Consider the following 22,434-nt stretch of genomic DNA (forward strand, 5'->3'; position numbering starts at 1 on the left):
ATCCGGGTCGCGCTGCTCCTCCTCGGTGGCGGCGAGGTGCGCGGTGGGCTTCACGGGTGGTTCCTCCGTCTGCGGCGGTCGTGGTTGCGGGCGAGCCGCAACAGGTCGCGGTCGTCCTGTGCGCGGCGGCGCTCGCCGCGGTCGAGGCGGTCGCGGTCGGCGAGGGGGCCGGGGTCGCGGTGGCAGGCGAGCAGGGCGAACGGCATGCCGGACGCGATGACGCCGGCGAGGGTGGCGAGGACGGTCCCGGTGGTGCCGCTCACTGCTGCGCCTCGGCCGGGTCGAGGTCGACGGCGTGCGCGTCGAGGGCCTTGCGGATGCTGTCCATGCCGGTGAGCAGGGCGCGGGTTCCGCGGTTCACGCCCCATCGCTCGCGGGTCTCCTCGTGCCGGGCACGGGCGAGGCGGGCGCACTCGCGGGTGTGGGCGGCGAGCAGGGTGCGGGCAGTGGCGTACGCGGCATCGGCGGTGCGCGGCTGGGGGTCGAGCAGGGCGGCGGCGAGGGCGTGCAGCGTGGGCGAGGTGCTGCTCGCGTGGAACTCGATGGTCAGGCGCGTCTCTTCGACGGCGCGGCGGCCGTTCGGCCCGACGGTGGCAATGGCGCGGGTGAAGGCTTCGGCGGCGCCAGCCGAGGCGGCGAGCAGGGCTGCCGAGGGCGACACGGGGTGATCGGGGCACGGGGCGCCGCTGGCGAGGGCACGACCACAACGGCCGTGCTGCGCCTCGGGGGTGAGCGGGGCGCGGTGCTGGTCGAGGTCGACAACCTCGGCGCTCTGGGAGTCGGCGGGCTCGGGCATGGACGGTTCCTCATCAGTCGGTTGTCGGTGTTCGCGGTGGCCCGGAAGTGCAGGGATAAATGCGGGCGTCGCGGCGTTGGCGGTGAACCACTGCACGTTCGTGTGCGGCACGTCGGTGAACACGGGCGCCATGAACACGACCGGTCGGCCCGCGCGCGCGGGGCGGCCGGCGACCGGTCGCGGGCGCGCGCGGGATCGGTCAAAACGGGGGCTCGTCGGCGTAGCGGCCGGCGGGGGCGCTTGTCTGCCAGGGGTCGCCCTGGGGCTGCTGCTGGCCGTATCCGCCCTGGGGTGCCTGCTGCTGGGCGTAGCCGCTCTGTGCCTGCTGGCCGTAGCCGTTCGCGGTGGTGCTCGGGCGGCCGTTGGCCTTGGTGACGGTGGCGGTGGCGCTCTTGAGGCTCGGGGCCACCTCGTCGGCCTGGATCTCGTAGGACGAACGCTTGGCGCCTTCCTTGTCCTCGTACGTGCGTTGTCCGAGGCGACCGACCACGATCACGCGCATGCCGCGGGTGATGGACTCGGCGACGTGCTCGGCCTGCTGGCGCCACACGGCCACGGACAGGAACAGGCTGTCGCCGTCCTTCCATTCGTTGGTCTGGCGGTCGAACGTGCGCGGGGTCGAGGCAATGCGGAAGTTGGCGACGGCGGCGCCGGACGGGGTGAATCGCAACTCGGGATCGTTCACGACGTTCCCGATGACGGTGACGGTGGTTTCTCCAGCCATTACGCGGCGGTCCTCTCGGGGATGCGGTGGGTGGGCAGGGTGATGACGGGGGCGGTCTGCTGCTCGCGGGCCTCGGCGCGGCGGGCGCGGGCGGCGGCGTTCTTGCACGCGCGGCACTTCCGGGTCCCGTTCTTCGCGCGGATGGTGTTCGCCGCGTCGTAGGCGTGTCTGGCCGGGCAGTGCGTGACGGCGGCGCGGGCGGCGACGTGGTTTGAGCTGCGGAGCACGTTTTCGCGGTGGGTGACCGGTTCGAGGTGGGCGCGGCTCACGCATGCGCGGCGCCGGCATCGGTGGTCGACGTCGAGGTGTGCGGGGACGGGCGTTCCGTCGGCGAGGGCGACGGCGGCGCGGTGTGCCTTGACGGTGCGGCCGGCGAGCCAAAAGTGCCCGTAGCCGTCCTCGTTGATCGCTCCGTCCCACAGTCGACAGGGGCCGGGGCAGTCTCGGCGGAGTGACCAGGGGCCGGGCTTCGTCTTGGCGGTGAAGCGTTCGGCCGGCGTCGGCACGGTCCGGGCTATCGCTGCCATGGGATGTACCTCCGCCGGGATGTATGAGCTGCATGCATGTGCCGTGGGCGGTAAGTACCGCCCACGGCTGGACGATAGCAGGTGCAGAGTTGCGCTGGTATCCGGGTTTTCTGGGGGGTGACCTGCTAGCGGGCGCTCTGTACGCCCGTTTCTGGGCCGTTGGCGTCCGGGGTGGAGATGAGCGTCCATCCGTCTGTTTCGAGGGCGCGGATGATGCGCCACGCGGTCGTGCCGGGTCGGTTCAGCAACTCGCGCACGGTGGCGTCTTCAAGTGCGGCGCGGACAACGGCCGTTGCGGCGTGGGGCGTGGTCACGGGCGGGCTCCTGCGGTGTGGCGGGCGGTGACGCGGCCGGTGGCGTCGCGCGGGACGGGCGGGCGGACCATGAGCCGTTCGAGGGCGGCGGTTTCGCGGTCGCGCTCCTCGGCGGCGGCGAGGCGGCGCTCGGCCTCCTCAGCGGTACGGCGGGCCTCCTCGATGGCCTCGCGCTGTGCCCTACGCTGCTCAGCGAGCTGGGCCGGGCCGTCGAACTCGTCGAGGGTGCGCCACGTGTCCCAACCGGTGTGCTCCTGCACGATCACGTACGCCCCATCGGCGGCCCACTGGCGGGCGATGCGGTACGCCTTGCGCTTGTCGGGCGTCTTGGTCGCGGCCGGCCGGTTGGGGCGGTCGTTCCAACTCCCCTCCACGCGGTAGCTGTTGACGTTGTGCGTGCGGTCGGACGTCTTGGCCTTGCGGTGGTGCCGGCGGGCCTGCTTCGGGGTCGGGCTCATCGGGCGGTCTCCGGGGCTCGGTGGGTGGTGGTGGCGTCCTCCACGCGGCAGTGATGCGCGGCGGCGCGGCGGCGGTACTTGATCTCTCCGCCCTTGGGGTTGATGCGGCGTCCTCGGCACGGCTCGCCCTCGCCGGCGTTGCACCACGTGCACGCGACGGTGAGCGGGTCGGGCGCGTTCTCGGCGGCGAGGCGTTCGCGTTCGGCCCGGCGGGGCCGATAAGTGGCGAGCTGCTGGGCGACGGTGCGCGGCATGTACGTGCCCAACTCGGCGAGGCGGCGGGCGACTTCTTCCGCGGCCGGGCCGGCGGTGAGGGCGGCCCGCGGCGTGGCGGACGTCTGGCCGGTCTCGATGGCGTACCGGTGGGCGGCGAGGCGGGCGCGGTAAGCGGCCTGGTCGTCGGGGTCGACGTCCGGCACGGGGTCGACGTGGCGCGACAGGACGTCACGGCGAAAGTCGGCCCACGGGCGGGACACATCCGACGGCTTGATCGGGTACGGGCTGGTGGCGATGTGGCGGCGAACGGCCTGCGAGGCGTCCCAATGCCGCCCCTCGGGGTGCGGCGCGGTGGGGGCAACGTCGGCGAGCAGGTCGGCCCACTGGGCGAGGCGTTCGCCGGCGGCGGCCTTGTCGGCGGGGGCGCGGGTCGGGTCGAGGCGGTCGGCGTACGCGAGCAGGGCGGCGACCTGGTGGCGGTCCATCGGGTTACTTCTCCTCGGCGAGCAGGTCGGCGTACCAATCCGCGGCCTGGGCGGCGCGGCCGGTGCCGGCGGTGCGGGGGCGGTTCAGGGGGATCACGTCGGCCCCGGGGCCCGCGGCAGGGGCGGCGGCCGGCGTAGTGCCGGCGGCGGGGGCCGGGGGGAGTCCGGTCCATGCCCGCAGGAAGTAGCGGGCGTGGGACACGTCCTTACGGCCGGCGGCACGGACGGCGACGGCGGCGAGCATGTCGGCGCCGGACTGCTTCAACCGGGCGTCCACGGTGAACCACTCGGTGGGGTTCAGGTCCCATCGGACGATCACGCCGGCGGCGGTGATCGCGTCAACCAGCGGGCGGGCGAATGCCGGGATCCCCGCCACGGACGCGCGCCCGCGCTCCCTCCCTCCTTCACTCACTCCCTCTATGGGTGAGTGATGGGGTACGGAATCCGGACCACTAGCGGTCTGAAACTCAGACCAGAAACCGTCTTGGGACACTGCGCCTTGCGGACCGGATTCCGGACCGCTATCCGGCGCGGTTGTGGTCGGGGCCTCGGACCGCAAGCGCTTTGTGGTCGGAGATTCCGACCGCTGGGGTTGTGGTCCGGATTCCCGACCGGAACGGCGGCTGTAGTTGACGGCGGCCGGGATCCGGTACAGGGCGGCGCGACTGCCCGCGGCCGGCTGCTCGATCTCCAACTCGCCCGACTCGATGGCCGAGGCGACGGCGGCGAGGGTCGTGCCCTTGGTGGCGTTCAACCGGCGCACAAGAGTCGCGGTGCCGATACGCGCGGTCGCCTCGGGCCCGGTGATGGCGTCGGCTACCGCAAGCATGACCATGCGCGGATTACCGCGGGTGCGGGAGTGCTGCCACACCCAATCCATGGCGTCGAGGGTCACGGCGGGGATTGCTCCTGTCGGGGTGGGGCGGGCGGCGGCGAGGGGCGCGTGCGCTCGTCCTCGCCGCCGGGCCTGCTCAGTGGGCGGTGCGCCGGCTCGTACGGGCCGGCTGGTGCTCGTCGCACTTCCAGCCGTTCGCGTAGAAGCGGACGGGCACGGCTCCGCATCGGGGGTTGCCGTAGTCGCACACCTTCGGCGGCTTGTCCTCGCCGGCCGGGACGTCGACGGCGAGCTGTCCGGGCACGTTCTCGGGCGGCGGCTCGTCGAGGCGGCGCCGCATGCGGTCGAGGCTGGCGGCGGTCGCGCGGGTCACTGCTCACCCCCCTCGGTCGAGGCGGCGGCCGGGGCGAGGTCGGGCAGTACGTGAGTGGCAAGGGCGCTCGTACGCCACGCGACGGCGACCAACTCGCGCCCGGTGAGCGGCTGCGCCTTGCTGCCGCGGTTGTAGTTGATGCGGTGCGAGGCGGCACGGGACGGCCGTATCTGGACGCCGGGCAACTCGTGAACCTCGGCCGTGACGGGGGCGACGTACCGGGCGACGCCGGCCGCGGTCGCCTCGGCGAGGACCTTGCCGGAGAAACCGGGTCGGACGCTGACCGATACCTGAGCGGGGATGACCTCGACGACGTGCTCGGACGGGTAGTGGTCGCGCACCCATACGCGGAACGCCTCGTCGTCGACCACCTGCGCGGCCCGCTCGCCGCCCTGCCGGGAGACGGAACCAACCTTCGTTCCGTCGGGCAACGTGGCGTCCGTCTTGGTGCTGCCGGTCGCCTTGTGCTGCTTCTCCAACAGGTCGTGTGCTTCGCGGCGGGCGTCGTTGTACGCGTCCTTGACCTGGTCGAGCAGGGCGCCGAGGACGGCCTGACGCGTCACGGCGTCGCGGACCGCGGTTGCGTCCGGCGGGGCCGGCGCGGTCGGCTCCTCGGCGGCCTCGGGGGTCGGCTCCGTGGGCTCCTCGCCGCGGGCGGCGGCCTCCTCGACGGCGAGGCGGTTGAGGCCGATGCGCTCGGTGATCGTGTCGAGGTGGTGCTGTTCGATGTCCGTGAGGGGCTGCTCGCTCACGTCTGGGCCGCCTTTTCGATCATGTCGGCCATGGCGTTGATCTGCTGCGCGGGCGCCTGCTCGATCGGCACGCCGTAGGCGCGCTCGAAATCGGCGTCGAGGCTCTGCATGCCGGCGCGGGACGCGGCGAGCCTGAGCCGTTCCTCGGCGCGCGCGGCGGCGGCCTCGGCGTCCGCGGCCGGCGTCGACACGGCGCCCTCGGCGGCGATGGCGTCGGACACGGAGTAAGGGGCGGGACCGGCCTCGGCGCCCGCCGGCGGCGTGCCCGGGGTCTCGTCGGGGGCGTCCTGCTGCGGGGCCTTGGCTCCGGGTTTGGTGGCGCCGATGGCGGCGAGGCGGTCGAGGTGGTCGGGGTGCACGTTGCGGGCCTTGGCCGCGTCGTACAGGCGACGGACGCCGGCCGCGTCCTCGGCGGCGTGCGCGTCGAGGACGTCGCCGAGGCATGCGAGGTAGTCGGCGGGGGCGCCGGCGGCCTGCGCGCCCGCGACGATGGCGGCGAGCTGGTCGGCGTCCACGGTGGCGACGGCCTCGGCGAGATAGTCGCGCGGCGCCTCGGCCGGGGGCGGCCCGTTCGGCGTCGACTGCACAACGGTCACGTCCGTCTGCATGGGCGGCGCGTCGGCCCGCTCCACGATGACCGGGTTGCCTTCCTGGTCGACCACTGCCCCCAGTTCCTCGGGGGTGTAGATGGCGCCGTGCAGTACCTCGGGGCAGGCGGCGCGTACGGCCTCGGCGATGGCGCGGGCCCGCAGCATGGCGCGCGGGAACTTCTCCCACGGCGTGGGCCGGCCCTTGTCGTCACGGGCGTACGGCTTGTTGTTCCGCAGCGTGCAGAGTTCGGCGGTCACGGCGTCGTCGAGCGTCCACTCGATCACGGTCTCGTCCTCGAGGTCGTCGTGCCGCTGGATGGACACAACGCACTGGCGCCGCTCCGACTTGATGCGCACGCGGTGCCCGGCGCTGCGGGCACGGCCCAACATGAGGTCCGCGGACTGTGTGGGCTTGCCCTTGATGACGTGAATGGTGGTGATGGTGGTGACCACGTCGAGGCCGAGGGCGCGGCCGTACTCCATCGCCCACAGGATGGACGCCGGCTGTCGCCGGTAGGGGTCGGGGAGCAGGGGCGTTGCGGCGAGCGATTCGCAGAACTGCCACGCCTCGTACGGGGTCATGTGGGCGAGGGACAGGGCGCCGGCGCCGCCGCGGACGGCCGGCGCGGTCGCCTGCGGGGTGGCAACGGGCAGGGTCGTGACGGTCACGTGCGGGGGCTCCGAGTCTGGGTGTGGCGGATGTGGGCGGCGTGCTTGGTGAGGCGGGTGCCGAGGGTGATCGCGTCGTCGGGCGTGAGCACGTCGTCGAGGCGGTCGGCGCTGGGGCACTCGTCGAGCAGGGCCTCGCGGGTGCCGTCGGCCTCGGCGGCGCGTATGGCGCGCACGTGGTCGGGCACGTCCGCGGAGACCTGGGCGAAGTCGAGGCGCAGCACGCGCGCGGCGTGCGCGTTGAGCAGGGCGCCCACGGCGTCCGGGTCGGCGGTGTAGGACAGGGCGAGGTCGTCGAGCAGAGCAGCAACGCGGCTGCTGAGGGGCAGGCGAACGGCCTGCCCGTTGCCGGTGAGCTGAGGGGTGATCACGCGGCCGGCTCCGTCTCGGTGACGGTGCCGGTGGCCACGCTGTACGTGCGTGGGCCCGACCAATCGACATTTGGGAGCAGACGGCGGAGCAGGCCGTATGCGGCGCGGTGCTGCTCGGCGTCGGCGCCCACGGGGTGGCCGGTGCTGTCGGCGAGGACAACCCACTTGGCGCGGCCGTCCTCGCCGGCGTGCGTCTGCACGGTGACGGTACCGGGGGCGATCTGGGCGAGCTGCCGGGCGATGACGCTGCGGCGGGTGAGCTGCCGGCGGGCGCGGTGGGCGCCCTGTACGCCGGCGACGGCGCGCGGCACGCGGGTACGCTGCGGGGTGTTCACGGTGGTGCCTTTCTGGTGCTGTCGGGCGGGCCGTCCGGGGGCAACCGGGCGGCCCGTCGTGTTTCAGGCGGCGGCGCGGTGCGCGCGGGCCGGGGTCTGCTGGCGCTGCTCGCGTTCGAGGCGCCGCATGATCAGCTCGGCCTCGGGGGCGAGGCGGCCGGCGGCGCGGTCGGCGTCGCGGCGAGCGCGGGCGAGATCGAGGGCACGGCGCGCATTGGCGATGGCCTGCGCGCGGGGGATCACGTCGGCGTTCATATGGCGGCCTGCTCGCCGACGGCCGGCGCGGTCGTCTTGATGAGCTGGGCGGCGTTCACGCCGTAGTGCGCCTCGACGCGAACGGCGAGGGCGGCGGACGGCGCGTTGCGGCCGTGCCACAAACGCCATGCCGTGGTCCGCGCAACCTTCAACCGGTGCTGTAGGTCTACGGGGCGGCAGTCGCCGAGAGTCTGGGCGGCGGCGTGCAGAACGGTGCGGTCGTACATGTGACTGTCCAGTCCTTCCCGTGGGCGGTACGTACCGCCCACGGGTGGAACAGTACACGCGTGGGCAGGTGGCGCAAGATCGAATGGATGGCAGAAAGTGACGGAGATCCTTACGTTTCCTTCACTAAATGCACATCAATGCTGGTCAGAGGGCGCTTTCTGATCACGCGGTGCCAATTAGTGGCCACGGAACGCAAGGTTCGGGTAGGGTTTCGCTCACCTGTTCGGTATGGGGGCGAACATGCCATGCGCATATTTCAGACGGCCCGCGGGCCAAAAAATGAGCTCCGGGACTACGGACCGCCCACGCGCGGTATGTTCCACGCATGGAACAAGACTCTGAGCGCGACCCAGAACAGACAAGGCGCGAGTTCGGCGACTGGCTACACGCCCGCCTCGAACAACGCGGCTACGTCCTCTCGCCACGCGGCGGCGGCCAATCCCGCTTCGCAGAAGACGCCGGCCTCGGCCGCTCCACGGTCGGGCGCATCCTCGGCGGCAAGGGCGCCACAGACACCGAGGTACTCAAGGCCATCGCGAAAACCCTAGGTGTGCCCTACGGGGAAGTACTCGTGCGCGCCGGCATCACCACCTGGGAAGAACTCGCCGCCGTACGAAACCCCACACCCCCCGCGGCGACCGGCCACCACCTCACCCCCGAACAGGCTGCCGACGGCCTCGGATTCGTCGAGGGCGTTGAACCGGAACGATCCGTGTTCATCGCCAGCACCAATGCACTCCAGCACCAGCACCAGGCCAGGACGGGAGGCGTCAACCGCGCCGCCGGAACCTGACCCTCAGATGGGAGAGACCGAATGAGAAACCGCGCCGCCGATGTCCTCGCCCCGTTACTCCTGGCCGGCGGGATATCCGGCGCCTCACTCGGTCTCATCCTGAACAAAAAGCGGCTCGTCTGGACCGGGTCGCTTGTGATGGCACTCGGCGCCCTCGAAACCGTGCGCCGCACGATCCTGCAAGCACACCAGGCCAGTGACGACCAGCTCGCAACCGCCGAAAACACCGGCTACCGCAGAGCACTTGCCGACGTCGCAAGCGGCCGGCTCGACGAGGGCACGATGCCGACCCCCGGACCAGGGGCAACCAGCACGTCAGACAACGTTATCCACCTGCGCCGCCCGCCCGAGGGCGGAGGTGCAGATCGTGAACGGAAGGCACAGTGACCCAACTCGACTTACCAGACACGTTCAGAAGCTCGCCGGACGGCGAGCCGTGGCTCGGGTACGTACGGGTCTCCACATGGCGTGAAGAGAAGATCAGCCCAGACATACAAAAGGCGTCCATCATGGAATGGGCCCGCCGGCGCGGGGGCCGGATCGTCGCATGGGTTGTCGACCTCGACGCGACCGGGCGCAACTTCCAGCGAAAGATCATGGGCGCGATCGAACGCGTCGAGCGGCGCGAGGCGCTCGGCATCGCCGTATGGCGGTACTCGCGCTTCGGTCGCGACCGCGTCGGCAACGCGATCAACCTCGCGCGGCTTGAGGCCATCGGCGGCCGACTGGAGTCGGCGACGGAACCAGTCGACGCGACGACCGCGATCGGCCGGTTTCAGCGCGGCATGATCCTTGAGTTCGGTGCGTTCGAGAGCGACCGGACCGGCGAGCAGTGGAAAGAGGTGCACGAGCACCGACTCAAGGCGCTACTTCCGTCCGGCGGCCGACCGCGGTTCGGCTACGTCTGGTACCCGCGGCGCGTGCCCGACCCGAGCGCCCCCGCCGGATTCCGACTGCAAGAGGAGCGTTACGAGCCGGACCCCGACACCGCGCCATACGTGGCGAGTTGCTACACGCAGTACATCGAGGGCAAGGGCGCAGTCGACCTCTCGAAGCAGCTCAACGCGGCCAGCCTGCGCACGATGCTTGGCGGGGTGTGGCGGCAAGACTCCCTGCTGCGGTACCTCGATTCAGGATTCGCCGCCGGACTCCTCCGTGTGCGAGACGACTGCAACTGCCCCAAGGCCGGGAACGGCAGGACGTATAAGAGCTGCGGGCACTGGCGGTACTTCCGCGGAGCACACACCCCGGTCATCGCGTATGGCTCGGGCCGCGACCCCGACGAGGTCTGGCAGGAGTACCGCGCCCGCCGTGTGTCCGTCGCCCGTACACCAATCCGGGCCCGGCCGAGCGCGGTCGCCCACGACACCACCGGCCTACCGCGCTGCCAACGCTGCCGAGGAGCCATGGGTGGGCACGGCAAGCGCACCGATGTGTTCTGGCGGTGCGCCCGGCACGATGCGGGCGGTGACTGTGAGGGCGTCACGGGGACTGGTAGTGAGTTCGACCGGATCGTGTTGGAGTTCCTACAAGACGTCGCCGACGATGTAGACGAACTACCAGCCACCGAGCCAAACGCACCAGCCATCGAGCCGAGCGTCGAGCAAGAGCTCGGCGAGCTGCGAATCGAGCACGCCGGCCTGCAAGATGCGTTATCGCGGCTCATCGTGGACTACGCGAAGAACCCACAGAGGTACCCGACCGACGCCTACGACAAGGCGCGCCAAGACCTTGAGTCGGACCGCGACAAGCTCGCTGCCCGGATCGCGGAACTCGGCGGCGACGGCGAACTCGAAGCCGAAGAAGACACCCCGCCGACGCGCGAGGAGATCCGGCCGCTGATCGTCGGCATGCTGCCGGAGTGGAAGACGTTCGGGACCGTGCAGCGAAACTTGATCTTGAAACAGATCATCAGGTGCATCCGTGTCTATCCTCGGCCGAGCAGGTACGAGACAGAGGCAGAGGTGATTCCGGTATGGGCACCGCTCGACGACGGCAAGTGGGGTCGCTGAGTGTCAAACGTGCGCAATGCTCGACGGGATCGCTTTCAAAGTGGCAGAAGAGGCCGAAGAGGGTAAGAAGGGGGACTGACCTGCGGTGGCGTGCCGAGATTAGGCGCGAGACGGCCCCGGTACCTCGCTCGGAGGTTTCGGGGCCGTCGCACGGGTGGCGCGGCCGAGGGGCGGCCCGTTCTTCTGCGTGTGGTGAGCAGGTCAGACGTGGTACGTCGTGCCCCAGCGCATCGCGCCGCGCTCGTAGCATGCGCGTACGTGCGCTTCGATGCCCGCTTGTCCGGTCCCGGCGGCGAGCGGCTCGAACAAGATCAGGACGCGGACGGGTCCGCCTGCTTCGACGACGTCCAACCACGAGCGGGCGGCGGGAAGTTGCAGGCGGCGCGCGCCGTCGCCGTAGTCGAGCCACGGTGAGCCCTGCCGTATGCGGATGCGGTGTCCGATGGGTGGTGGGGGGTCGTTGTGCGGGCCGAGGTGCAGCGCTTCGGCGAACGCCTGCATGCCCTCGCGGAGGCTGTCGACGCTCTCATGGTCGAAGCACGGCGGTGCGTGGTAGGCGAGCAGTTGGGCAACCGGGAACACGTAGCCGCGGTACACGCCGGTCCCCAGGCAAATGCCGGCGACGAACCCGGGGCTGGGCGGTGCTTTTGTCTCGGGCACTGTCACCGTGCAGTCACCTCCGCCCATACCGCCTTGCCGAGGGGGATATCGGTCACGCCCCACCGATGGCACAGGAAATCGAGGATGAGCAGGCCGCGCCCTCGGTCGCGCTGGTCGGATTCGGGCCGTACGCGAGGGCGGCGCCGGACAGGGTCGTGTACCTCGACGCGGGTTCGGCCGTCGTCGGCGTCGATCACGACGCGTACGAGGTCATCGGGCTCGGTGCCGTACCGGATGGAGTTGGTGACCAGCTCGCACGTGACCAGTACGACGGTCTCGACGTGGTCCTCGCTCGCCTCTGGCACGTGGTAGCCGACGTACTCACGTACGAACTTGCGGGCTGCTCTTGCTGATTCAGGTTCGCTCGCCAGCAAAAGGATCGGCGGCGGGCCGACTTGCAGTGTTGGGTGTGGGTGTGTCCGTCTGCTGTCCTGGATCACCTTTTTGGTGATGGCAGCGTCGAGTTGCGGTTCAGTGTGGACGGCCGGGCGTACTTGCTCGCCCGTGCCGGACACGTGCTCTTCGGTCATGGTCAAACCAGGCCCCCTGGTAGGCCGAGATCATGCGGGGTTCTCTGAAGAGGTAACCGCGTGGTCACCCTCCGCAGGTACCGTTGGAGGCTGAGGGGAACGTGAACGCCATGAATGTCGTCGGGAGATGAGCCATGGCCAGGAACAAGCGCACGCCCAACCCTGCTCTTGCGGGGTTACTTGACCAGGCAAAACTGACTCGGACGCAGCTCGCTCAGCGCGTGAACCGCCTTGGCGTACAGGCAGGATTGGATCTCCACTACAGCCAATCCACCGTTTCGCACTGGATCGCCGGGGCGCGTCCGAAGCCCGAGGCCAGGGCCCTGATCGTCGAGGTGCTCTCGGCACAGTTGGGCCGGCCCGTCACCCACGCCGAAGCAGGGCTCACACCCGCCCCGTCAGTTCTGGGGTCCGAACAGGCCGACACTGTCGAGGAGTTGATAGACCTTGGAAGGGCGGATATGGACCCATCCCGGCGCGGCCTGCTCGCTGTAGGCGTGTTCTCGGCGGCCCTTGCTGTTCCTGGCTTCTCCAGCCCTGCGTACGCCGCAGATCAGCCGGTCAGCCCCGGCAAAAGGACGATCCGTGTTGGTGCCTCGCAGGTCGCGGCGGTGCGCACCATGACGGAGCGCATCGCGGACATCCTCGACGAACTCGGCGCGGGGCACGCCCGGCCCATGGCCGCTGCGTTCCTCGTCAACACAGTGGGGCCGTGGCTGCGGGCACAGGCGAGCGAACAGGTACGCCTCGACATGCTCGCCGCCGCATCCGACCTGACGTATCTGACCGGGTGGATGGCCATGTACGAAAAGGCCCACGGCCTTGGCCAGACCTATTACGTCAAGGCGTTGAAGCTGGCGAACGAGGCAGAGGACCACGTGACCTATTGCCGAACGCTGCGCGGCATGAGCTTGCAGGCATCCAATCTCGGCTACGGGCGAAAGTCGCTGGAGCTTGCCGACTCGGCTGCGGAGGCCGCACCGGCCGCAGGTCCTCGCCTGGTGGCGTTCCTGCGGGGACAGCAGGCACACGCGGCGAGCATGGTCGGCGATCGGGACATGGCACACAGCCGGTTGAGGGAGGCCGAGGCCGCGCTGTCCCAGGCGGACAACCACCGGGACGCGATCGGCGGGTACGACCAAACGGCGTGGCTGTTTCACCTCTCCCATGTGCTGTACGAGGAGCGCGACCTACCCGGCAGCATCAAGGCTCTGCAGCAGTCGATCAAGGTGCAACCGAAGGTGGAGCGGCAAGGCCGCGTGCATTCGTACGCGCTGCTGGCACAACGGCAGTACGGGTATGGGCATCTCGACGCGTCGTGTGATTCGTGGGGGCGGTTTCTGGACGAGTACGAGCACGTCTCATCGGCTCGCGGCGATGACCACTTCGAGACGATGCGCACACAGTTGCGGAGGCACGTGACGGCGCGGCCCGTGCGGGAACTGGCCGGACGCGCGCGGGAGGTCGCGGCGCTGAAGAGCTGACGGCCGTACGAGCTGAGGGCACGAATGCGCCCCCGCCTCCTGCATGGGTCGGTGACGGGGGCGCATTTCTGTCTACTGGGTGCGGGTGATCCCGCCTCGATCGCCCGGCGTATCCGCTCCAGTTCGAGGGCGACGGTGGCCGGGTCGGACTTCCTGGCCTGTACGGGACTCGTCCGCGAGTAGGCGGCCGCGGAGTGGTAGCTGTGCAAGTAAAGGGATGTGACCGTGCGTCACCCCTTACGGCGCACCTTGAGATCGGTGATCTCGGTCACATGTTAACGATCGGTAATCAAGATCTTACTCAACGGTAAAACTGTTGGTAACCTGTGTGGATCTTTTGTGACCTGCCGCTATGTCTAGCGGCGTGCACTGGAGAGCGCTTTCTCTTTTTGGTGGTCTAAACCTTGCCTCCTTCGGTGCTCATCGGCGGTTAGCTTTCGGGGACGCTTTACTGATATCGGCGGCGCCCGTCGCTCATCGCATCCTCAAAGGTGAGGGGACATGAAAAAAGGCCACAAGGTGATTCTGGGAGCGGCTCTCGTCACGGGATCTGCCACCATCGTGGGTGCCGTCCTGATGAGTCAGGGGTCTGACTCTGACGGAGACAAGAACTCTGTCGATGACTCCAAGGTGAGTTGTGGAGCCATCCAGGCTGGCGGAAACGTCACCTGCAATGAGCCCAAGGCCGACGAGTCCGACAGCTTCCAGGGGGAGGAAGCGGCGGCGGACAAAGGGCCTTGGCGGTACAGGGTCGTGAACACCTTTGTGGATAACCGCGATGAGGGCTTGAAGGTCCGCGTGTGCAACGTCGACGACTGTGAAGGCCCTGATTCTGGAGAACAGCTCGGCCTCGTGTTGCAGAACCATGCGGTTTGGGTGTCATGCAAGACGGACTCGGGGTTCAACGGCGGTGAGCCTGATGGTGGCACCACCTGGTACAAGGTTCTGTGGCCCAGCGATCAGCCGAGCGACAGTATCGGTAAAAGCAGCCGCGAGGATAAATATAGCGGTTGGATGTTCGGTAAGTACTTGTCGCCCGCAGGGCATGACGGAGTAATTGCCGAATGCGAGGACGATGCCTGACGGCGAGTTCGAGCAGAAATGAGACTACGTAAGCGCCCGACCTTTTCAGGTCGGGCGCTTACGTTCTGGTCACGCGCTTGCTGCGCCTTTTCCGCCACATGGTGCCGACCGAGCACGATGTTCCTGCCGTCGCTCGACCGTGTCGCCAGCCGTCGACCTCGCCCGCGTCGGGAACGACCAGTGTCCTTGCAGAGGACATGCTCGACGGCATCGCCTGATCTGGCGCCAACCGCACGTCCGTGAATTGATTGGTGGGCCGGATCGGGGCTGCCAATCAACCTTCCGGCGACTGGACTTGAGGTGCATCGGGGGTGGTGTCCCACGTTCCCAACAGGGGAGGGAGCGTGGGACACCAGGGCGGGGGACTCCGGTGCGTCGGCCGATCGAGGGGTTCGAACGGCGTCGTCTTCGTACGGGAGGGAAGCCGGATGGGGCGCCCTGAGAGGCCGTTGGATCCGGAGGGTGGGCCGGTTGAGCGGTTCGCCTTCGCGTTGCGGGAGTTGCGGCGGGAGGCCGGGGGGACCACCTACCGGGCCATGGCCGTGGAGGCCGGGTATACGGCCGCGACTCTGTCCGAGGCCGCGGCGGGGGAGCGGCTTCCGTCCCTGGCGGTGGCTCTGGCGTATGTGTCCGCCTGTGGTGGGGATGCCGAGGAGTGGGAGCGGCGCTGGCAGCGGGCCGCCGAGGACGCTGCCGGGCAGCTGCCCGAGGGTGACGGGAGCGCGGCGCCGTATCGGGGGCTCGCGCGGTTCGAACCCGGGGACAGTGGCTGCTTCTTCGGGCGGGACCAGTTGGTGGCCGATCTGGCGGAGCTGGTGCTGGGCAGTCGGTTCGTGGCCGTCGTGGGTACCTCCGGGAGTGGGAAGTCGTCCTTGCTGCGGGCCGGGCTGATACCGGTGCTGCGGGGTGGGGACTGGGCCGGGGAGCGGCCTGCCGCCATCCGGATCCTCACCCCGGGCGCGCGGCCCGCTCATGCGCACGCCCGCGCGCTGGTCCCTGTCGACGGCGGCGGGGACACCTGGGTCGTCGTGGACCAGTTCGAGGAGGTCTTCACCCTCTGCCGGGAACCCGCCGAGCGTGCCCGCTTCATCGACATGCTGCTCACCGCCGTACGGCCGGACAGACGGCTGCGTGTCGTGATCGCCGTACGCGCCGACTTCTACGGCCGCTGCGGTGAGCATCGTGACCTCGCCGCCGCCCTGCGCGGTGCCGGGCTGCTCGTCGGGCCGATGAGCGTGGAGGAGTTGAGGGAGGCGATCGTCAAGCCCGCCGCTGCCGAGGGGCTGGTCGTCGAGCGAGCCCTGACCGCGCAGATCATCGCGGACGTCGCCGACCAGCCCGGCGGGCTGCCGCTGATGTCCCACGCGCTGATGGAGACCTGGCGGCGGCGTCGTGGCGGGGCGTTGACTGTCAAGGGGTACGAAGCCGTTGGTGGGGTGCATGGTGCCATCGCCCGTACCGCGGAGGAGTGTTACAGCGGGCTCTCCGTGCGCGAAGCCACGCTGGCCCGGCAGGTGATGCTGCGGCTCGTCGCGCCGGGCGAGGGGACCGACGACACCAGCCGGCCCGCCCGCCGCGCCGAACTCGCCGCCGATGCCGCCGCCGTCCTCGACCGGCTGGTCGGCGCCCGGCTGGTCACCCTCGACGACGACACCGTCGACCTCGCCCACGAGGCGCTGATCACCGCCTGGCCCCGGCTGAACGGCTGGATCGAGAGCGACCGCGAACTGCTGCGCCGGCACCGGCAGCTCACCGAGGCCGCCACCGCCTGGGAGCAGCTCGACCGCGACGCCGGTGTCCTGTACCGAGGGGCCCGGCTGACCGTGGCCACGGAGGCCTTCACGCCGGTCGCCGAGCCCGATCCGCTCACGCCGCTGGAGCGGGCCTTCCTCACCGCGAGCCTCGACGCCCGCCGGCAGGAACAGCGCCAGGCCACCCGTACGAGCCGTCGGTTGCGCGGACTGACCACGGCGCTGACGATCCTTGTCGCCCTCGCGGTCGTGGCGGGACTGACCGCCTGGAACCAGAGCACGGCCAGTACCCGGCAGCAGCTCCAGGCCGAGGCCCGCCGGATCGCCGCGATGGCCGCCAGCCTCCGCTCCTCCGACCCGAGGACCGCCATGCGGCTCAGCGCGGCGGCCTACGGGCTCGCCGACCTGCCCGACAGCCGCTCGGCCCTCCTCGACTCGTTCGCCCAGACCGAGCTGGACCGGTTCGATCCCGGGGAGGGGGCAGCCGCGGCCGACGACGATGACGACCCGGTGCAGCGGTTCCTCAGCCGCGACGGGCGCGTTCTGACCACGGTCACGGACGACCGTGTCGAACGCTGGGACACCTCCACGCGGCGGCGGACCGGCTCGTTCCCCGGCACGGGGGACCTGGAGTTCCCCGGCGTCCAGGGCATCAGTCCCGACGGCGGCACGCTCATGATCTGGACGAAGGACGGTCTGCGGCTGTGGGACGTCGACGCCGGCCGGCTGGTCGGCGCCCGCGTCGGCTCGGCCGACGATTTCTCTGCCGGTACGACCGGTTCGTTCGTCACCGACACGCGGATACTCCTCTCCAGCCGTTACGTCGGACGGTCCGGCAACCTCTTCCGTCTGTGGGACACCGCGCTCGGCCGTGCGGTCTTCGAACAGAACCTCAAGGACGACTCGGGCGCCGACGCCGTCGTCAGCCCCGACGGACGACTGCTGGCGATCTGCCGGCGCCTCGGACCGGTGCAGGTGTGGGACACCGTCGAACGGCGGAAACTGCCGATTCCGTGGGCGGCCGCGAACCGGGATCTCTGCCCGGGCCGGTCGGACGGGTTCGGTTCGGCGGCCGGCGATTCCCTTGAGGGCCGGCTGCTGTTCACCCCGGACAGCCGTGCCCTGGCCGTCGTGGGCGACTTCCCGGACGGCTCCGGAGTGCGCGCCTGGGACCTGGCGTCGGGAAAGCAGCGGCTGAGGATCGAACACTCCTGGCCGAAGAACGCCCGCCCCCGCATGACGTTCGGCGCGGACGGCGGGTTCGTCGCGGTGACGGACGACGACGAGATCCTGCTGTGGCGCACCGCCGACCCCGCCGTTCCCGTCCTGCGGCACTCGCTCAGTTCCACCGGCTCCTACGATCTCGGCGGGACCTCGGCGCTCAGGCTGGACCTGGACCGGCGCAGGATCCGCTACCTGGAGGAGCGCGGCTGGGAGCGCAGGATCTCGGTGGCGTCCCTGGCCCTCGACGAGGCGCTGGACTCCGCCTACCCGGTCGGCCCGGTCCGGGCGGCCACCTACAGCCCGGACGGCCGCACCCTCGCCGCCGTACGACGGCTCGACGGCGCGACCCGCTTCCAGCTCCTGGACGCGGCGACCGCCGAGGTCCTGGCCGATCTGCCGAACCCGCAGATGTTCTGCCTGCCGGATCCCAACTGCGAGAACCACACCGCGTTCAGCGCCGACGGAGGGACGTTCGCCTACGGCGCCGAGCCACCGGCCGGCCGCTACTCCACGATCACCTTCTACGTATGGGACGTCCGCACCCACCGCCAGATCGCCTCGCTGGCCCTTCCGGCCGGCGTGGAGGGCATCGGGCTCAGCCCGGACGGGAAGACCTTCCTGGCTTCCAGGATCAAGGGAAGCGGGACGATCGAACTGTGGGACGTCCGCAGCCGGACCAGGACCAGGGTGCTCAGCGGCGTGCGGGACGTCCCGGCCGTCAGGCCCGACGGACGTCTGCTGGCCACATCGGGCGGCGACTACGTGGACCTGCCCTCCGGCAAGGTGACCCACCGCAACGCCTCGGACCCCCTGTCGGCCGTGGTCTTCAGCTCCGACGGACGCTACCTCGCGGTGGGCGGCAGGGGCGGGGTCACGATCTGGGACGGGGACGCCCGGCGACGCCTGGCGCACCTGCCGGCCGTCCCCGACGGTGACGCGGCCGGGGCCACGGGCGACGACGCCCAGTTCGTCACGGCGGTCGCCTTCTCGCCGGACGCCCGGTACCTCGCCGTGGGCACCGCCGGCGGAACGCTGCAGATCTGGCAGACCGAGGCTCCCCATCTCCAGCCCACGGTGTTCCCCGCCCTGGGCGGCCGTGTGCAGTCCGTGGCCTTCGGCCCCGACGGGGACACCCTGTACGCCGCGAGCACCCACCGCCGCTCCCGTTCCTACGACCTCGATCCCGAGCACGTCGCCACCACCGTGTGCGAGCGGGCGGGCGGCGGACTGTCCCGCGCCGACTGGAAGAGCTACCTCCCCGACGTGCCGTATCGGGACGTGTGCTGAGCCCTTACCCGGGGGGTCCACCGAGCCCCCGCGGAGCCCCTCCGAGTCCCCCGACTCGGCCTCTCCTGAGCAGGTCGGATAACGTATGAGCGCACTTGTGGGGCTGTTCGCGGCCCCCGGGTGACGCCCCCTCGGGAAAGTTCGTGAAGTTCTTCACAAGGAATTCGGCCCTGTTGGGCGACGAACGTGCTCCGCAGGGCCCTTTCGGGGGCTCACCAGGGGCGGGAGCGTGCTCGGGATAGCGTTTCGGCGGCGTTTCCGGTGGGTGTGGCGGGAGGCTGGTCCAGTCACTCCGGCGACCCGGAAGGGCAGTTCACGCGGCATTGACATCGGGGCGTACCGCCCGCTGGTTCGTCCCGCGCGACACGGCCTCGGCCATGCGGGCCGCGCAGTGTAGCAGAGGGGGTCCATATGCTTGTGAAGGGGCTCACGAGCGACCCCCCTGGGCCGGGTGGATACTCGATGGCATGAGCACCACGGAGCGTCCCAGGATCCTCGTAGTAGGCGGTGGGTACGTAGGCCTGTACGCAGCTCGGCGCATTCTCAAGAAGATGCGCTACGGCGAGGCGACCGTCACGGTCGTCGACCCCCGGTCGTACATGACCTACCAGCCCTTCCTCCCCGAAACCGCCGCCGGCAGCATTTCGCCGCGCCACGTCGTCGTACCGCTGCGACGTGTGCTGCCCAAGGCGGAAGTCCTCACCGGTCGGGTCACCACCATCGACCAGGACCGCAAGGTCGCCACGATCGCCCCCCTCGTGGGTGAGGCGTACGAGCTGCCTTTCGACTACCTCGTCATCGCCATGGGCGCGGTCTCCCGCACCTTCCCGATCCCCGGCCTCGCCGAACAGGGCATCGGCATGAAGGGCATCGAGGAGGCCATCGGCCTGCGGAACCACGTCCTCGAGCAGCTGGACAAGGCCGAGTCCACGACCGACGAGGAGATCCGCCGCAAGGCGCTCACCTTCGTCTTCATCGGCGGTGGCTTCGCGGGTGCGGAGACCATCGGCGAGGTCGAGGACATGGCGCGCGACGCGGCGAAGTACTACCCCAGCGTGTCCCGTGAGGACATGCGGTTCGTGCTCGTCGACGCCGCCGACAAGATCCTTCCCGAGGTCGGGCCGAAGCTGGGCCAGTACGGCAAGGAGCACCTGGAGAGCCGCGGGGTCGAGATTTATCTTTCGACTTCGATGGACTCGTGCGTGGACGGCCATGTCGTGTTGAAGAACGGCCTTGAGGTCGACTCCAACACGATCGTGTGGACGGCTGGCGTCAAGCCCAACCCGGTGTTGTCCCGGTTCGGCCTGCCGCTCGGGCCGCGCGGTCACGTGGACGCGCAGCCGACGCTCCAGGTCACGGGTACGGACTACATCTGGGCCGCGGGCGACAACGCCCAGGTGCCGGACGTGGCCGCCCGCAAGGCCGGCGTGGAGAACGCCTGGTGCCCGCCGAACGCGCAGCACGCTCTGCGGCAGGCGAAGGTGCTCGGCGACAACGTGGTCTCCGGTATGCGGGGCTTTCCGCAGAAGGAGTACTCGCACTCCAACAAGGGTGCGGTGGCGGGGCTCGGGTTGCACAAGGGCGTCGCGATGATCGTCTTCGGCAAGGTGAAGATCAAGGTCAAGGGCCGGCTCGCGTGGTACATGCACCGCGGGTACCACGGTCTGGCGATGCCGACGTGGAACCGGAAGATCCGGGTGTTCGCGGACTGGACGCTGGCGATGTTCCTGAAGCGTGAGGTTGTGGCGCTGGGGGCGTTGGAGACTCCTCGTGAGGAGTTCTACGAGGCTGCGAAGCCGGCGCCGGTCGCTGCCGCGAAGAAGACGGAAGAGAAGACAGAGGCCAAGGCATCCTGACCTCCGTCCACTGAATCACCCCTGCTTGAGCCCGAAGGGGCCGCCCGCCATCCGTGGTGCGGGCGGCCCCTTCGGGTTTTTCCTCGCCCCCGCCGCCCCTACCCGTCCCATCCTCGGGGGCTGCCGCCCCCGAACCCCCGCTACGGCCCTGAACGGGCCTTGTCCTCAAACGCCGGACGGGCTGGGTAGTCAGCCCGTCCGGCGTTTGAGGACGAGCGCGTTCAGCGCGACTTTCCCACCCACCCGGCCGCCACCACCCTCCAGCCCGTCCGGCGTTTGAGGACGAGGCCGTTCAGGCCGAAAGGGGGGTCTGGGGGCGCAGCCCCCAGGGATGGGACGGGTAGGGGCGGCGGGGGCGAAGGAAAATCGACGTCCGACGCAGCCGCGCTGTCCCCCTGGGCAGCCCCTTTGCCCAGTTGTGATCCCCCCGGGGGACTGCGAGCCAGGCGTGTTGGTGTTTTCGTGGGTGTTGGACATTCACGGTTGTGCCGTAACGGAGGTGTGCGTCATGCCCGAAGCCGCGTCGCGGCTGCAGAGCTTCGCCGAACAGTTGCTGGGTGCCCCGCTCCCGATGCGCATCCGCGCCTGGGACGGCTCCGAGGCAGGCCCGCCCGGCGCCCCCACCCTGGTCGTCCGCAACCGCCGCGCCCTGCGCCGGCTGCTGTGGAAACCGGGCGAACTGGGACTCGCCCGGGCCTGGGTCGCAGGCGACCTGGACATCGAAGGGGACTTCTACGCCGCCCTCGACCTGCTGTCCGGGCTGGTCTGGGAGCGCGGGGAGGACGCCCGGACCCTCACCGAGGCACTGCGCGAACCCGAGGTACGGGCAGCGGTGCGCGGGCTCGTGAAGATCGCCGGGCTTCCCCTCCCTCCCGCTCCGCCCCGTGAAGAGGTTCCGCGCCGGCGCCGGCACCTCCACACCAAGCGCACCGACAAGCGAGCCGTCAGCCACCACTACGACGTCGGCAACGACTTCTACGAGATCGTCCTCGGGCCGTCCATGGTGTACTCCTGCGCCTACTGGGATGCCCCCGGAGGAACCTCCGGCTCCGGCACCCTTGAGGGCGCCCAGCGCGACAAGCTCGACCTCGTCTGCCGCAAGCTCGCCCTCACACCCGGTCTGCGGCTCCTCGACGTCGGCTGCGGCTGGGGCTCCCTCGCCATCCACGCCGCCCGCGAGCACGGCGTACACGTCGTCGGTGTCACCCTCTCGCAGGAGCAGGCCGCGTACGCCCGTAAGCGCGTCGCCGACCAGGGGCTCACGGACCGGGTCGAGATCCGGGTGCAGGACTACCGGGACGTCACCGACGGGCCCTTCGACGCCGTCTCCTCCGTGGGGATGGCCGAGCACGTGGGGAGCGAGCAGTATCTGACGTACGCACGTGATCTGTACGCCCTGCTGAAACCCGGTGGGCGGCTGCTCAATCATCAGATCGCCCGTCGGCCGCACGCGGACGAGGACGCGTACACCCTCGACGGGTTCATCGACGCCTACGTCTTTCCGGACGGCGAACTCGAGCCCATCGGCACCACCGTCACCCAGCTCGAACGGGCCGGGTTCGAGGTGCGTGACGTCGAGTCCATCCGGGAGCACTACGCCCTGACGCTGCGGCAGTGGGTCACCAACCTGGAGGGCGACTGGGCACGCGCCCAGCAGCTCACCAGCCCGGGGCGGGCCCGCGTCTGGCGGCTGTACATGGCCGCCTCCGCCCTCGCCTTCGAGCACAACCGGATCGGCGTCAACCAAGTCCTCGCCGTACGGACCTCGGGGGAGGGTGACTCCGGGATGCCTCTGCGTGCCCGTACCTGGAACTGAACGACCGAAC

Annotated in this window: 25 protein-coding genes; 8 read left to right on the top strand and 17 right to left on the bottom strand. The window is 70.1% G+C overall.

Going from position 1 to position 22,434, the window contains the following annotated elements; genetic code table 11:
• Positions 1 to 50: 50 nt before the first annotated feature.
• The 15 genes from LUX31_RS28145 to LUX31_RS28215 all read right to left on the bottom strand — a co-directional run bounded on the left by LUX31_RS28145 (position 51) and on the right by LUX31_RS28215 (position 7,927).
• A complete protein-coding gene (locus tag LUX31_RS28145) occupies positions 51 to 263 on the bottom strand; it encodes a hypothetical protein (RefSeq protein ID WP_235478109.1) in 213 nt (70 codons plus the stop codon).
• The gene (locus LUX31_RS28150; protein ID WP_235478110.1) at positions 260 to 796 is read right to left on the bottom strand and encodes a hypothetical protein; all 537 of its coding nucleotides are present in this window, start codon (positions 794 to 796) and stop codon (positions 260 to 262) included. The genes LUX31_RS28145 and LUX31_RS28150 overlap by 4 nt, the downstream gene beginning before the upstream one ends.
• A 199-nt stretch (positions 797 to 995) precedes the next feature.
• Positions 996 to 1,520: a single-stranded DNA-binding protein gene (locus LUX31_RS28155; protein ID WP_235478111.1), complete on the bottom strand. Its 525-nt coding sequence runs from the start codon at positions 1,518 to 1,520 to the stop codon at positions 996 to 998.
• Complete coding sequence (locus tag LUX31_RS28160) at positions 1,520 to 2,047, bottom strand: HNH endonuclease (protein WP_235478112.1); 528 nt, start codon at positions 2,045 to 2,047, stop codon at positions 1,520 to 1,522. Before LUX31_RS28160 ends, LUX31_RS28155 begins: the two co-directional genes overlap by 1 nt.
• Before the next feature lie 125 nt (positions 2,048 to 2,172).
• Positions 2,173 to 2,361, bottom strand: coding sequence for a hypothetical protein (locus tag LUX31_RS28165; RefSeq protein WP_235478113.1), 189 nt, complete (start codon positions 2,359 to 2,361; stop codon positions 2,173 to 2,175).
• On the bottom strand, positions 2,358 to 2,819 hold the full coding sequence (locus tag LUX31_RS28170) for a hypothetical protein (RefSeq protein ID WP_235478114.1): 462 nt from the start codon (positions 2,817 to 2,819) through the stop codon (positions 2,358 to 2,360). The genes LUX31_RS28165 and LUX31_RS28170 overlap by 4 nt, the downstream gene beginning before the upstream one ends.
• Complete coding sequence (locus LUX31_RS28175) at positions 2,816 to 3,520, bottom strand: zinc finger domain-containing protein (protein WP_235478115.1); 705 nt, start codon at positions 3,518 to 3,520, stop codon at positions 2,816 to 2,818. Before LUX31_RS28175 ends, LUX31_RS28170 begins: the two co-directional genes overlap by 4 nt.
• A gap of 4 nt (positions 3,521 to 3,524) precedes the next feature.
• Complete coding sequence (locus tag LUX31_RS28180) at positions 3,525 to 4,415, bottom strand: hypothetical protein (protein ID WP_235478116.1); 891 nt, start codon at positions 4,413 to 4,415, stop codon at positions 3,525 to 3,527.
• Positions 4,416 to 4,491: 76 nt separating this feature from the next.
• Positions 4,492 to 4,728 (bottom strand): aromatic ring-opening dioxygenase LigA, encoded by a 237-nt coding sequence (locus LUX31_RS28185; protein WP_235478117.1) that lies wholly within the window; start codon positions 4,726 to 4,728, stop codon positions 4,492 to 4,494.
• Positions 4,725 to 5,480 carry a hypothetical protein gene (locus LUX31_RS28190; protein WP_235478118.1) on the bottom strand — a complete coding sequence of 252 codons (756 nt, stop codon included), beginning with the start codon at positions 5,478 to 5,480 and terminating at the stop codon, positions 4,725 to 4,727. Before LUX31_RS28190 ends, LUX31_RS28185 begins: the two co-directional genes overlap by 4 nt.
• Positions 5,477 to 6,739 (bottom strand): recombinase RecT, encoded by a 1,263-nt coding sequence (locus LUX31_RS28195; protein ID WP_235478119.1) that lies wholly within the window; start codon positions 6,737 to 6,739, stop codon positions 5,477 to 5,479. Before LUX31_RS28195 ends, LUX31_RS28190 begins: the two co-directional genes overlap by 4 nt.
• On the bottom strand, positions 6,736 to 7,110 hold the full coding sequence (locus LUX31_RS28200; protein ID WP_235478120.1) for a hypothetical protein: 375 nt from the start codon (positions 7,108 to 7,110) through the stop codon (positions 6,736 to 6,738). Before LUX31_RS28200 ends, LUX31_RS28195 begins: the two co-directional genes overlap by 4 nt.
• On the bottom strand, positions 7,107 to 7,445 hold the full coding sequence (locus LUX31_RS28205; protein WP_235478121.1) for a hypothetical protein: 339 nt from the start codon (positions 7,443 to 7,445) through the stop codon (positions 7,107 to 7,109). The genes LUX31_RS28200 and LUX31_RS28205 overlap by 4 nt, the downstream gene beginning before the upstream one ends.
• Positions 7,446 to 7,508: 63 nt before the next feature.
• Entirely contained in the window at positions 7,509 to 7,688 is a 180-nt protein-coding gene (locus tag LUX31_RS28210; RefSeq protein WP_235478122.1) for a hypothetical protein, read from the bottom strand.
• A gap of 8 nt (positions 7,689 to 7,696) precedes the next feature.
• Positions 7,697 to 7,927 (bottom strand): XRE family transcriptional regulator, encoded by a 231-nt coding sequence (locus tag LUX31_RS28215; RefSeq protein WP_235478123.1) that lies wholly within the window; start codon positions 7,925 to 7,927, stop codon positions 7,697 to 7,699.
• A 326-nt stretch (positions 7,928 to 8,253) separates the two neighbouring features.
• Between LUX31_RS28215 and LUX31_RS28220 the strand changes: the two genes are divergently transcribed.
• From LUX31_RS28220 to LUX31_RS28230, 3 genes are read left to right on the top strand one after another with little or no spacing between them, the layout of a single operon-like run.
• Positions 8,254 to 8,721 carry a helix-turn-helix domain-containing protein gene (locus LUX31_RS28220; RefSeq protein ID WP_235478124.1) on the top strand — a complete coding sequence of 156 codons (468 nt, stop codon included), beginning with the start codon at positions 8,254 to 8,256 and terminating at the stop codon, positions 8,719 to 8,721.
• 21 nt (positions 8,722 to 8,742) lie between these two features.
• Positions 8,743 to 9,108 (top strand): hypothetical protein, encoded by a 366-nt coding sequence (locus tag LUX31_RS28225; protein ID WP_235478125.1) that lies wholly within the window; start codon positions 8,743 to 8,745, stop codon positions 9,106 to 9,108.
• Positions 9,105 to 10,733, top strand: coding sequence for a recombinase family protein (locus LUX31_RS28230; protein ID WP_235478126.1), 1,629 nt, complete (start codon positions 9,105 to 9,107; stop codon positions 10,731 to 10,733). The genes LUX31_RS28225 and LUX31_RS28230 overlap by 4 nt, the downstream gene beginning before the upstream one ends.
• A gap of 201 nt (positions 10,734 to 10,934) precedes the next feature.
• Here LUX31_RS28230 and LUX31_RS28235 read toward each other — a convergent pair whose 3' ends face one another.
• Together LUX31_RS28235 and LUX31_RS28240 are read right to left on the bottom strand one after the other, a co-directional pair.
• Positions 10,935 to 11,399, bottom strand: coding sequence for a hypothetical protein (locus tag LUX31_RS28235; RefSeq protein WP_235478127.1), 465 nt, complete (start codon positions 11,397 to 11,399; stop codon positions 10,935 to 10,937).
• Complete coding sequence (locus LUX31_RS28240) at positions 11,396 to 11,830, bottom strand: ATP-binding protein (RefSeq protein WP_235480088.1); 435 nt, start codon at positions 11,828 to 11,830, stop codon at positions 11,396 to 11,398. The genes LUX31_RS28235 and LUX31_RS28240 overlap by 4 nt, the downstream gene beginning before the upstream one ends.
• A 227-nt stretch (positions 11,831 to 12,057) precedes the next feature.
• Here LUX31_RS28240 and LUX31_RS28245 point away from each other — a divergent pair, with 227 nt between their 5' ends.
• From LUX31_RS28245 to LUX31_RS28265, 5 genes are all read left to right on the top strand, one after another.
• Positions 12,058 to 13,407 (top strand): hypothetical protein, encoded by a 1,350-nt coding sequence (locus tag LUX31_RS28245; protein ID WP_235478128.1) that lies wholly within the window; start codon positions 12,058 to 12,060, stop codon positions 13,405 to 13,407.
• 501 nt (positions 13,408 to 13,908) lie between these two features.
• Entirely contained in the window at positions 13,909 to 14,490 is a 582-nt protein-coding gene (locus tag LUX31_RS28250) for a hypothetical protein (protein ID WP_235478129.1), read from the top strand.
• 428 nt (positions 14,491 to 14,918) lie between these two features.
• Positions 14,919 to 18,752: an nSTAND1 domain-containing NTPase gene (locus LUX31_RS28255; protein WP_235478130.1), complete on the top strand. Its 3,834-nt coding sequence runs from the start codon at positions 14,919 to 14,921 to the stop codon at positions 18,750 to 18,752.
• 467 nt (positions 18,753 to 19,219) lie between these two features.
• Positions 19,220 to 20,608: an NAD(P)/FAD-dependent oxidoreductase gene (locus LUX31_RS28260; protein ID WP_235478131.1), complete on the top strand. Its 1,389-nt coding sequence runs from the start codon at positions 19,220 to 19,222 to the stop codon at positions 20,606 to 20,608.
• A 508-nt stretch (positions 20,609 to 21,116) separates the two neighbouring features.
• Positions 21,117 to 22,424 carry an SAM-dependent methyltransferase gene (locus tag LUX31_RS28265; RefSeq protein ID WP_235478132.1) on the top strand — a complete coding sequence of 436 codons (1,308 nt, stop codon included), beginning with the start codon at positions 21,117 to 21,119 and terminating at the stop codon, positions 22,422 to 22,424.
• Positions 22,425 to 22,434: the final 10 nt, after the last annotated feature.

The sequence above is a fragment of the Streptomyces sp. GQFP genome (genome assembly GCF_021545335.1).
In the GTDB taxonomy this organism is placed as follows: Bacteria; Actinomycetota; Actinomycetes; order Streptomycetales; family Streptomycetaceae; genus Streptomyces.